The 12,023-nt window shown below is 54.0% G+C and carries 10 protein-coding genes; 2 read left to right on the forward strand and 8 right to left on the reverse strand.

Annotated features, from left to right (window positions below; all coding sequences use genetic code 11):
- Window positions 1-418 precede the first annotated feature (418 nt).
- Window positions 419-1,600, forward strand: coding sequence for a thiolase family protein (locus tag QTO31_RS02535; RefSeq protein ID WP_301427989.1), 1,182 nt, complete (start codon window positions 419-421; stop codon window positions 1,598-1,600).
- 121 nt (window positions 1,601-1,721) lie between these two features.
- Here QTO31_RS02535 and QTO31_RS02540 read toward each other — a convergent pair whose 3' ends face one another.
- The 7 genes from QTO31_RS02540 to QTO31_RS02570 all read right to left on the reverse strand — a co-directional run bounded on the left by QTO31_RS02540 (window position 1,722) and on the right by QTO31_RS02570 (window position 9,269).
- The gene (locus QTO31_RS02540; RefSeq protein ID WP_301427990.1) at window positions 1,722-2,888 is read right to left on the reverse strand and encodes a PP2C family protein-serine/threonine phosphatase; all 1,167 of its coding nucleotides are present in this window, start codon (window positions 2,886-2,888) and stop codon (window positions 1,722-1,724) included.
- Window positions 2,889-3,662: 774 nt separating this feature from the next.
- The gene (locus tag QTO31_RS02545) at window positions 3,663-4,805 is read right to left on the reverse strand and encodes a glycosyltransferase family 4 protein (RefSeq protein WP_301427991.1); all 1,143 of its coding nucleotides are present in this window, start codon (window positions 4,803-4,805) and stop codon (window positions 3,663-3,665) included.
- Complete coding sequence (locus tag QTO31_RS02550) at window positions 4,805-6,193, reverse strand: FAD-dependent oxidoreductase (protein ID WP_301427992.1); 1,389 nt, start codon at window positions 6,191-6,193, stop codon at window positions 4,805-4,807. The genes QTO31_RS02545 and QTO31_RS02550 overlap by 1 nt, the downstream gene beginning before the upstream one ends.
- Before the next feature lie 454 nt (window positions 6,194-6,647).
- Entirely contained in the window at window positions 6,648-6,899 is a 252-nt protein-coding gene (locus QTO31_RS02555) for a hypothetical protein (RefSeq protein ID WP_031457987.1), read from the reverse strand.
- Window positions 6,900-6,923: 24 nt separating this feature from the next.
- Window positions 6,924-7,670, reverse strand: a complete 747-nt coding sequence (locus QTO31_RS02560) for a type 1 glutamine amidotransferase (protein ID WP_301427993.1) — start codon at window positions 7,668-7,670, stop codon at window positions 6,924-6,926.
- Between the two features lie 2 nt (window positions 7,671-7,672).
- Window positions 7,673-8,941 (reverse strand): glutamate-5-semialdehyde dehydrogenase, encoded by a 1,269-nt coding sequence (locus QTO31_RS02565; RefSeq protein WP_031457989.1) that lies wholly within the window; start codon window positions 8,939-8,941, stop codon window positions 7,673-7,675.
- Window positions 8,934-9,269, reverse strand: a complete 336-nt coding sequence (locus QTO31_RS02570; RefSeq protein WP_301427994.1) for a hypothetical protein — start codon at window positions 9,267-9,269, stop codon at window positions 8,934-8,936. The genes QTO31_RS02565 and QTO31_RS02570 overlap by 8 nt, the downstream gene beginning before the upstream one ends.
- A gap of 489 nt (window positions 9,270-9,758) precedes the next feature.
- Here QTO31_RS02570 and QTO31_RS02575 point away from each other — a divergent pair, with 489 nt between their 5' ends.
- Window positions 9,759-11,177, forward strand: coding sequence for a malic enzyme-like NAD(P)-binding protein (locus QTO31_RS02575; protein WP_301427995.1), 1,419 nt, complete (start codon window positions 9,759-9,761; stop codon window positions 11,175-11,177).
- A gap of 2 nt (window positions 11,178-11,179) precedes the next feature.
- Here the strand turns inward: QTO31_RS02575 and QTO31_RS02580 are convergent, their stop codons facing one another.
- Window positions 11,180-12,019 carry a hypothetical protein gene (locus tag QTO31_RS02580; protein ID WP_301427996.1) on the reverse strand — a complete coding sequence of 280 codons (840 nt, stop codon included), beginning with the start codon at window positions 12,017-12,019 and terminating at the stop codon, window positions 11,180-11,182.
- Window positions 12,020-12,023 lie beyond the last annotated feature (4 nt).

The following is a 12,023-nucleotide window of genomic DNA, read 5'->3' on the forward strand; positions in this document are numbered from 1 at the left end:
GTTGAGCATGCCGCCTGCTGGCTCGCCTTTGACATACTAGACCAGAAAGCGTGAACGGCGTAGATGTTTGCAAGGTCGTTGGTGCCCGTGCTGTGGAGTGTATCTGTCTACCGCTCTCCTTCGCTTCCACACAAAGAGCAGAAGAGAAGAAAACCCTGCCTCCAATCTTGCTGATGCGACGAACGATGGTCGTTGGTCGCGCACCCAGATGACTACGTAGATTGCGTGTCACTGTTAGCAGGCAGTATCTCTCGTTAATTGATCACGTTCGGCTTGTGCAGACAACGCGAAGCTGAAAACACCGGCAAACCCTGGAACGCGACGGGGATTGGTATTCTGTACCATTACTGGCTATAATATTCGGTATCTTAAGCGTGTGGTCTGACCTTTCTATTTTGACACCACGAGGAAGTAACCTATGGACGATGTAGTCATTGTTGGGGCAGCTCGTACCCCCATTGGGCGTTTTAACAGCGCCTACAGCGGACTGAGTGCCATTGATCTGGGTGCAGCCGCGATACAGGCGGCCGTCCAACGAGCCGGGATTGAACCAGACTCAGTTGACGAATGTATTATGGGCTGTGTAGTTACTGCCGGTTTAGGGCAATCACCAGCCCGCCAGGCAGCACTTCGCGCTGGCCTTCCGCACACAGTCGGCGGTTTGACCGTGAACAAAGTGTGTGGCAGCGGTCTCAAGGCCGTGATGATCGGAACCGCTCTGATCCGAGCAGGAGAAGCCGAGGTACTCGTCACCGGTGGTATGGAGCATATGAGCGGAGCGCCCTATGTGCTGCCACAGGCCCGCCACGGCTACCGGCTCGGCCACGGACAGATTATCGATGCTGTGGTACACGATGGCCTGTGGTGTGCGTTTGAAAACCATCATATGGGTGTCGCCGCCGAATGGATTGCCCGTACCTTTCACGTCAGTCGTGAACAGCAGGACGCTTACGCATTACAATCGCATCAACGCGCCATTGCTGCCCAAGACTGTGGCGCCTTTCAGGAAGAGATTGCACCGGTTGCAGTACCAGGGGCAAAAGGACAGGTCAATCTGGTAACCACCGATGAAGGGCCACGCCGTGACACCTCGATGGCTGCCTTGGCCAGACTCAAACCGGCCTTTGTCGCCGATGGTACTGTTACCGCTGGCAATGCCCCTGGCATTACCGACGGTGCAGCAGCGCTGGTCTTGATGCGGGAAAGTCGTGCTGTTCAGCTCGGCTTGCAACCGCTGGCACGGATTGGGGTTGCTGCTCAGGCGGCGGTGAAGCCGCTCGAACTCTTCACGGCACCTGCCTTCGCAATCGAAAAGTTGATGAAACGGGCAGGCCGCACGCTCGATGACTACGATCTCTTTGAAATCAACGAAGCCTTTGCCGCGCAGGTGATAGCAAATCTGCGTGCACTGACACTTGATACCGACCGGGTAAACGTTCACGGTGGTGCGATTGCCCTTGGTCATCCCATTGGCGCAAGTGGTGCTCGTGTTTTGGTGACGCTTATCTCCGCATTACGTCAGCGAGGTGGAAAGCGAGGCATCGCGGCGCTTTGTCTGGGTGGAGGTGAGGCAGTCGCGCTGGAAGTTGAAGTTATGTAGCGAAAGCACTAAACGTTCTACGTTTGCCATTTGTTGCGTCCCCTTCTGATTTCTGCCACAGAAACGGAAGGGGATTTCTATCAGCAACTGCTGCGCAACGGTGAACGGTTGCAGCGACAACTCATTCAACGCTCCCCAAGCGACATACGGCCAATAGCGTTATATCGTCATCAGGAAGCTGACGACCCGAATAGTCTAGTATTGCCTGCGTTATCGCTTCCAGGTGCAAAGCTCCGTTACGGTAATTCACGGTGACAGTCGCCAGCAGTCGTTCTTCACCGAACAGGGTACCATCTACCGCACGAGCTTCGATACCACCATCGGTATAAGCAAATAAACTATCACCAACCTCTAACAACGTTGTGCCAACAGTAAAACGGGCATTGCCGATCCAACCTACTGCTGGCCCGGTTGGCTCTAGCGTTTCAATACCGCCAGCAGAACGAAAGATATATGGCGGCGGATGCCCGGCGTTGATATAGCTCATGGTTCCGTTGGAAGTATCAATAACCGCACAAAAGATGGTCGAAAACGTGCGACTGCCATGATGATGGCGAGCAATGTATTCATTCGTCATCATTACCGCCTGTAGTGGATCGTTATGATGAATGGCTACCGCTTGCTCGGCAAAGGCACGTAGCAGCGTCCGTGTCAATGCCATGAAGAGTGCCGCCCCTACCCCCTTATCACAAACATCACCGACCAGAACCATCCATCTCTGGTCAGATAGATGGAACACGTCGTAAAAATCGCCGGCCATTTCACGCGCCGACACAAGTTTAGCCGCAATGTGCCAGTTCGTAATTGAAGGTAATGTCGCGGGAAGAAAATCAGCCTGAGTGCGTCGCGCTAACTCTAGTTCATAGCGCATTGCCATCAGATAGGCTTGCTCTTGATCGCGTAATCTTTTTCGCTCAAGACAGGAGTCTATTTTGGCATACAACAACGTTGTGTTAATCGGTTTCGTCAGATAGTCCTCAGCACCAGCTTCAATACAGTGCACAACATCGTCGATCTCATCGAGTGCTGAAACGATGATCACCGGAATATGCCGTAATTGAGGGTCGCGTTTTAGCGCAGCCAAAACCGCCCGCCCATCCATTTCGGGCATCATCAAATCGAGCACAATAAGATCAAAGCGCTGCTGACGGGCATAGGTGAGGCCTTGCAGCCCACTACCCGCGGTCAGCACGGTATGTCCACGCCGGGTAAGTTGGCGTTCGAGGAGTAAGCGATTATATTCGCTGTCATCAACAATCAGGATGTGTCCCGATACAGGTTTGTGCATTCTGATTTCAAAAGCATATATCGTTACATAGCCACTGCTATGATACCATATGGCATTCACGCTCTTGCTGATATGCCCTATGGCAAGGCGGTTGCGATACCTCACGGTTGTCGCACATTGAGGAGAGGGGTGCGCGGCACCGCCCTACCCCTCTGCGACTCCCGATGAGTTGGGTGATGGCACCGCCTCACCCCTGGGGGTATTGTGTCGGTGATGCCTGTCGGCACCCAAACGTGGTCTCGGATTGAGGGGAATGACACTTGCGGATGTTCTGCCAATGAGGTCCGTCCGATACTATTTCGACAATATGGAATCGTGCTGAAACCTTCATCACCATCAATGATACGCTGCGGACCTGGCGCGACACGGGCTGAATCGCGACTCGGAGCCATCGAACAGCGTCCTCGATTCCCAAGCCGTCACAACGACCGCAGGAGGTGGCACACGCGACGACGATATGCTGAGGTTCCAATAGGTTCTTGGTGCGTGTGCTCGTGCATCTAGCCGACAGCTCGGATACCGAAAGGGCAGGACGACTATTGGCAGCGCATCATCCCTCCGTTTCGCGGATGCATGAGTTTCACGGGACAAAGGGGAAAACAAGGGATCGCTGCATGGATGCACCAGCATTCAGCGATATGCCTGCACATCATTGTACTCAATGATTGCTCGAAGGCTATGCGGAGCAGCTAACAGACCAATTTGTGGTTGTAACAGAAAGGCAGGTTCGTTTTGCTCGTATACGATGAAGGATACCAGTTTTTCGGATAGGCTCTATGATCGTTCCCTGGCGCGCTGATAGGCCAGCTCAGCAATTGGGGCGAGCTGATCCCAGCGTAGACGTTGGGCTGCGGCAAGGACAGCAGTACGTAGACGTGTACGTACCGTCTCATCGGCAAGCACGTGAATGACAGCCGTCGCCAATGCGGTTGCGTTGCCCGGAGGAACCAGGATACCGGCATCAGGCGCAAGGTAATCGCGTGCCGCACCCACGTCACTGGCGACAATAGGGATACCGACGGCCATCAGCTCAACCAATTTGGCCATTCCCCGTGCCCGATTGATCAACGTATCACGTATTGGCACCAACGCGACATCGGCACTGGCGAGCAGGGCTGGGATAGCCGATGGCTCGAGCCAACCGCGATAATCGATCATCGCTGCACAATCAAGAGCTTTAGCAAGCGCCAACAATCGCTGCTCTTCTCCGCGCTCACCTTTGCCGATCAGAATAAGACGGGCATCAGGACGGGATCGATGCACAAGCGCTAACGCCATCACTACTTCTACCAGATCAAGCTCCCAAAAGCGGGTGTAGAGGACTATTGTTGGTTGCGATGATGGTTGCCAGCGGAATAAGCCCGGAGACGACGCACCATTGGGCAAATAGAAGACACGTTGCGGTGGGACACCCATGGCCCACACCAGGGTTTCCAGCGTGTGCGAAACAACGGTTACTGCTCTGGCTCGACGTGGCAAATCGCGCTCTTGCCAGGCAAAGAATGCTTTGGCCGGTGCAGGATATGGCAACAGTTCATTCCAGCCCCCTGGCCCTTCCCAATCATCGCAATCGACAACCAACGGTATCTGACCACGCGCTAATGCCGCCAACCCGCCAAACCCTTTTGGTTTGAAAAGATGGATAACATCGGCGTGAGTCTGCCGGGCAGTCCACCAGAGAGCTATCGTATGCCAGAGTGCTGCCGGTAGACCGGTAAACGGTGGGGAAACGGTATGAGTAACCGCTACCCCAGTAATGTAACGGGTTGTACCACCATCAGCAGGATTGTGAATCGGTGGCGCAACAATATTGACTGTATGCCCACGCTGCTGTAATGCTTGCGCTAATGGCAGCATGCGGGCAAGCAATGTGCCCTTCGGTCGAATACCGAAGGGCGCAATCATCGTAATCCGCATCAGCGACCAGCACGAATAATTTTCATCATCTCATCAACTCGAGTGACTTTGACCCTCGGTCGCCCCTGAGCTGCCCCCTGAGCCGTTTCATACGCATCGAGCCGTTGCCAATCAGCATAAGTCACAAAATCAATCCCGCGTTCGCGTAGCAGGTCGGCAATATCGTCGTTCTGGGGTGCGCCGGGTAAATTGGGTAGATCGGCCAGCATGCTGTTAACAGTTGCCACCGCATCCGGCTTGTTGGTCCCAATAACCCCCGAAGGACCACGTTTGATCCAGCCTACCACATATTCACCTGGTACCAGATCACCATTCGGAGCGGTCAGCACTCGTCCATCACGGTTGGGAATAGTGCCACTGGCTTCATCAAAGGGCACACCGGGTAATGGTTCACCCCGATACCCGACCGAGCGGAGAACCATCCCGCAGCTCAATTCCTCGGTAATGCCGGTCCCGCGTGGACGCAAACTTCCATCGGCGGCCTGCACCAATTGATTGCGCTCAATAGTCACTCCCGTCACTCGTCCATTAGCGCCGTGGATCGCAATTGGCGAGACCAGGAAGCGCATCACAATGCGGCGTGGCGCGCCCGTAGCGCCACGAGCCGCATAGGCCCGCAACAGCTCCACATTCTTCGCTGCGGTCTTATCCTCGGCGAGCGCTGCTTCACTCAGCGGATCAAGTTCAAGGTCGGCCGGGTCAACAATCACATCAACACCACGCAATTCACCAAACTCTTTTAGTTCAGGGTTAGTGAACGCAGCTTGTGCTGGCCCACGCCGTCCAAGCATAACCACTTCACGCACTTTGCTCTGTCGTAATGCAGTCAGAGCGTGGTCGGCAATGTCGGTTTTTGCCAGATCATCGGGATCGCTTACCAGAATGCGTGTAACGTCCATTGCCACATTCCCATTCCCGACGACCACAACTCGTTCGACGTTCAAGTCTACTTCCAGATCGCGATAGTCGGGACGACCGTTGTACCATCCCACAAAGGCAGTTGCCGGCATACTGCCGAAGAGGTCTTCACCGGGAATGCCCATCCGGCGATCCGACTGAGCACCGACTGCATAGACGATCTGGTCATAGCGAGCACGCAAATCAGCGTGGGTAATATCAACGCCAAAAGTCACATTTCCAAAGTAGCGCACACTGCTGTGAGCCGCCAGCTTGTCATAGACGCGGGTTACGGCTTTAATCGATTGATGATCAGGGGCTACCCCCTCGCGTACCAGACCGTAAGGGGTTGGGAAACGATTAAAGATATCGATCTGGCAGACGAGATTCTTCTGCTTGAGGAGGGCCTCAACGGTGTAAAAACCAGCCGGGCCGGCGCCGATGATTGCTACACGCAGCGGGCGCTGTGCACTTCCAAGGGGTTCACTCACGGTGTACTCCTTTGCTGTCGTTTTGTTATGCTCTTCCTGATTGTGATTTACTGCACAGATTGAAAGCAATGTACCACGTATGTTACGTCATGTCAAATGATGCACATGAGCCGTAGAACGTTTCAACATGTCTACCTTGCCAGCACTGAGAAGGATGGCAAGGAATATTCTGATCTGTCAGCAGCGCGTGCGAAGATGCGCCGCTTCTCGTTCCGCCAGTGGTGTGGGGCCACGTGCCTGTTGCCTAGCCGGTCATGTTCTTTACCGCATTGGAAAGGGGGCGTTCTCGCCAGCCCCTCTTGCATGGAAGCGATGGTATCCCGATATACGACAAACGATAGTTCAATGCTATGCTCTACATGACAAACGCCAGCGGTCCACTTTCCCAGCCACGAGAGGTCTGGAAATGTTGAAAACCGCTGGCGAATGTTGAGTGTCCAGCACTGCTGAACCGTTACATCCCCACAATACCCATCCCGCCGCGACCGGCGCGACGGATGCGCTCTATCGTTGACCAACGCGGTGGAACCGGTGTACGCATCGGTGGCATCCCCTGTGCGATCAGACGCATCGAGTCTTGCCAGCGTGTCGTCGATGCAGGTTGGTCGTTGATTGCAACTTCCTCTTCGGTCAGCAACGTCATAATTGCGGCCACTGCTGCCGCAGCCTCTTCTGCAGAGGGAGAACCTGTTGTTGTGAACTGCATCGGTTTACCTCTTCTGTAGGTGAATTACCGGCGTGACAGCAAACGTTGTACCATAACGCGCTGGGCTGTAAGCTCACGTTCGGCAGGTAACGGAGCTAGTTCAACCTGTGTGCCGTACCGTCGCCGTAGAGCCAGTTCGATTAAATGATCGGTCAGTTGAGGATTTTTAGGTAACAAGGCACCATGAAGATAACAGCCAAAGGTGTTGCGATAGATGGCACCACCCTTACGATCCTGACCGTTATCACCATAGCCAACCAATACACGTCCTAACGGTTGTACACCAGGGCCGTGAAAGGTGCGGCCACTGTGATTCTCGAAGCCGACCAATTGCCACGGCCCCTTCCCCAGATCGACCTCAATCACAATATTACCAATCATACGACGTTTACCGGCAATAGTGTAAACATCAAGCACACCCAGGCCAGGTAAGCGCTCGCCGGTATGGGTAAGAAAGTAATGGCCCAGCAATTGATAACCGCCACAGATCGCCAGTACCACCAGATCAGCGGCAATCGCTGCCCGCAACCCTGGTCCCTGGCGCTCGATCAAATCGCTGGCTATCAATGCCTGACCACTATCCTGACCACCGCCGAAAAACGCCAGGTCCGTTGTCTGCCAGTCAACGGTGTCGCCGGGATTGACCGGTATGACCTCAAGCACAATATGACGGCGTTGACACCGTTGACGGAGGGCAATGATGTTTCCGCGATCACCGTACACGTTCATGTGATCTGGATAGAGATGGGCCAGTCGCAGGGTCAGTTGCATATTCACGCTCGCACGAGATAATCACCTTCGCCGATCCAGGTGTAGGTGGTGAGCTCGCGTAACCCCATTGGGCCACGGGCGTGCAAGCGATTAGTCGAAATCGCTACTTCTGCACCCAGGCCAAATTGACCACCATCGTTAAAGCGTGTGCTGGCATTAACAAAAACGGCAGTAGCGTCAACTTCACGGGTGAAACGTTTGGCACTGACCGGGTCACCGGTTAGAATAGCCTCTGAATGACCACCGTAGAGGGCAATGTGATCGAGCGCCTCATCGATACTGCCAACAATCTTGATAGCAACAATCAACGCCAGGAACTCACAACCAAAATCGGTTGGGCTGGCCGGTTTTACATTCCAGCTTTCGTGACCAGGGGCATCAGTCAGAATCGCCAATGCTTCGAGGTCACAACGCATTTCAACGCCATGTTGCGCGAGTGCGGCTGCGACCATTGGTAAAAAGACCGGTGCGGCATCACGGTGCACAAGCAAGGTATCGAGCGCATTACAGGCCCCTGGTCGTTGCACCTTTGCATTAACGATAACCGGTACGGCACGGGCGAAATTCGCACTTGGTTCGACGTAGATGTGACTGACACCCATACCACCGACAATCACAGGAACTGTAGCATTCTCAACACAGAAGCGGTGCAAACTGGCACCACCACGCGGAATAATCATATCAACGTAGCGATCAAGTCGTAACAACTGCCGTACTAGCTCACGATCAGGATCGGTGATACTTTGTACCGCGAATGACGGTAATCCGGCCTGTTCCAAAGCCGATGCAATAACCCTCGTCGTTACCGCAACACTCCGAGCAATATCGCTGCCACCACGTAAAATAACGGCGTTACCGGCTTTCAGGCACAGTGAAGCAATATCAATCGTAACGTTGGGGCGAGCTTCATAGATTGCGCCAATTACCCCAATTGGAACGCGCCGCTTATAAAGTCGCAAACCTGATGGGAGTTCGCGTTGATCGAAGATTTCACCGACAGGATCAGGCAAAGCGGCAACATTGCGGCAATCCTTGGCAATGGTCGCCAGCCGCGATGGGTTGAGCAGCATTCGATCAATGATTGCCGGAGGAGTACCGGCTTTCTCGGCATCGGCAACATCAGCGGCGTTAGCTTCAAGAATCTCCTGTTGCTGTGCCAATAACCCATCAGCAATTGCATGCAATGCCGCATTTTTTTGTTCAGTTGATAATTTTGCCAATGCACGGGCTGCCGTTTTGGCCCGCCGCCCGATCATCTCCAGGTCAATCATGTTGGGAACCTCCCCCATCTTGTTCATCGTACCTGCGACGCTCTACTTCCAGGTAGTTACGGGCTCGTTCAAAGCGATCTTGCAGCTCACCGTGTCGGTACGCTTGCCAGAGAAACCAAACGGCTGCCAGGGTCAGGCCACCGCCAATTACCATGAACGGTACCAGAGCTGCTGAAAAGAGATTAGAAGTGGCAATGACCAGCATCGCGGCTGCACCCAGAGCAAATGCTCGGCGACGGCGTGAACCGGCGATGCTGCGTCGGTATTGATCAACGAGCAGGACACCGAGAATAAATGCCACAATTGCACGAATGATTTCAAGGCCCATACTGATTCCGTGGTTTGTTATTTGTTGCATTGTACCACGAACGAACGCTAGGGTTGTGTCTGCATGGTTCGTTTTGAGATAGGAGGGGAGGGGGGAGGTTGGTTCCCTCACCTTCCCCCCACCCCCCTTCCTCTCCCGCGCTGCGGGAGAGGAAGGGGGGATGGCTACCCCCGCACCTTCCCTTTTGCCCCCTTGCCTCTTCTACAACGGGAGAGGAAGGGGGAAGTTGGTCCCCTCACCTTCCCCTTTGCCCCCTTCCTCTTCTACAACGGGAGAGAAAGGGGGGTGGGTGGCTCCTTCTCACGCGATGGTCGCACAGGTACGGTACGTGCCCAATGAGAAAGCTGAGTTTCTGATCACCCTCTGCGACAACCGGAACCAGATGCACTCTAAACTCACAGTTGTGGTACTATGCAATAATAAGGCAGTGATGCCCGTCGCCGTGACGGGCATTTTTGTGTATTTCATCCAGAATAAGAGGTGAAGGTTATGTCGGTTGGGGTGGCTTATACGCTGACCTTGCGTTGTCAAATTGAAAACCGTCCGGGGATGCTTGGACGATTAACAACCTTAATTGGCGAGGTCGGTGGTGACATTGGTGCGATTGATATTGTGCGTGCCGAGCGTAACATTATAGTGCGCGACATTACCGTGCGCGTACAAGATGAGCAGCACGGCGAACAATTGGTATCAGCAATCAATTCGTTGCAAAACATCAAAGTGCTTCAGGTAAGCGACCGTGTCTTTCTCACGCACCTTGGCGGTAAGTTAGCCACCCAGAGTCGGGTACCTCTCAAGACACGCGATGATCTTTCGCTGGCCTACACGCCGGGCGTTGCGCGTGTTTGTCGGGCTATTGCCGACGATCCCGAAAAAGTTTACTCACTGACATGGAAGGGTAACAGTGTCGCTGTGGTCAGTGACGGTTCGGCTATTCTTGGTCTTGGCAATCTAGGCCCAGAAGCTGCTATGCCGGTGATGGAGGGCAAAGCAATCCTTTTCAAAGAGCTAGCCAATATTGATGCGGTACCAATCTGTCTGCGCTCGCAAGACCCTGATGTGATTGTACAAACGGTCGAACAGATTGCGCCGAGCTTTGGTGGAATTAATCTGGAAGACATTGCCGCGCCCAATTGTTTTATTGTCGAAGGACGGCTGGAAGAGAGTCTTGATCTGCCGGTGATGCACGATGATCAGCACGGTACTGCTGTTGTGGTATTGGCTGCTTTGCGTAATGCGTTGCGAATCGTTGGCAAGCGGCTGAACGATGTACGAGTGGTTGTTAACGGTGTTGGCGCAGCCGGGACCGCGATTATCCGTACCCTGATTGAAGCCGGGATTGGGGAAATCACGGCGGTTGATCGGTTTGGGATTCTGGTTGAGGACGATTACGCACGACAGACGCCGATGCAGCGAATCATTGCCTCGCAGACCAATCGTGATCGACGGCGTGGTAATCTGGCGGTGGCGCTTCAGGGGGCTGATGTGTTTATTGGGGTTTCACGTGGCAATATTCTCACACCTGATCACATAACAGCAATGGCAAGCGATCCAATCGTGTTTGCGCTGGCAAACCCCATTCCCGAAGGTGATCCCGATATGCTCCGTCAGTATGCGCGCGTGGTTGCTACCGGACGCAGTGATCAGCCTAATCAAATAAACAACGTCTTGAGTTTCCCTGGCATCTTCCGCGGCGCACTTGATGTACACGCTCGCCGAATTACCTCAGCGATGCGTTTAGCTGCGGCTGATGCTCTGGCCACGGTGATCCCACCTGAAGAGATGAACGAAGATTACATTGTGCCCAGCGTGTTCAATCGTCAGATTGTACCGACAGTCGCCGCTGCGGTTGCTCAGGCAGCAATTGCCGATGGTGTGGCCCGTCGCAAATATATGCCGGGTGATTGAATTCAAGGGGCAGGTTGAGCTTCAGTGTTTATGCTGAGCCAAACCCGCCACTGTGCTTCGAGGGTAGAGAGATCAACACCGTAGACCTCTTGATAAGCGGCACTGCCAACGTCGTCAGCGCCGCTCTGATAAAGTCTGTCAAAGGCCTCTCGTCCATACGTCTTGAGCAGGTATTCGACAAAGCAGGCCCACTGGTAGTAGAGGGTGTTCATTTCATCTGCGGACCGACCACGATGATTGCTTACCAGTGGCAAAGTTGCATAACCGCTCAGGAAGGTGCGGAAGTCTGGTTGACTCCCCAGCCAGTAGTAACCTGCGCCCCAGGTTGCCCAGCCTTCAAGCAAGATAGGATCACTTCGCAGGTGTGCAGGACCGTAGTGGTCGTGAGCCAGTTGATGTACAAACTCATGAGCGAGGATGGCAACGGCGCGAGACAGCGGCAGGTTAGCACAAGTAAACACTTGAACTTCGCGAATATCAGTGTAGGCAACGCCATGCAATGCGCAATCCGGGCTAGCAGTAATGACGACGGTGATTGGCCCGTTGAGTCGGGTTGCAGTACGGACACTCACATACGCCAGTGCTGTGTAAAGTTCGGCAGTTATTGCGTTGATGCTCACATCGTCCGGTACGGCGTGCGATCCTACCCTGATTCGTAAGAGTTCATTACTTGTCGGTTGTACCGTATCATCACTGCGTGCTGGAATGTTCCCAACCGGGTTGAGATCACCGACTAGCCGGCCCAGTTTCGGTGGCTGGTTCATCTGCATGAACACAATCAGCGTCGCCAGCATTGTTATACTCAGTACTGCCAGCCAATGGATTTTTAGTTCCCGATCCATTCCA

Source organism: Chloroflexus sp. MS-CIW-1 (assembly GCF_030444705.1).
In the GTDB taxonomy this organism is placed as follows: Bacteria; Chloroflexota; Chloroflexia; order Chloroflexales; family Chloroflexaceae; genus Chloroflexus.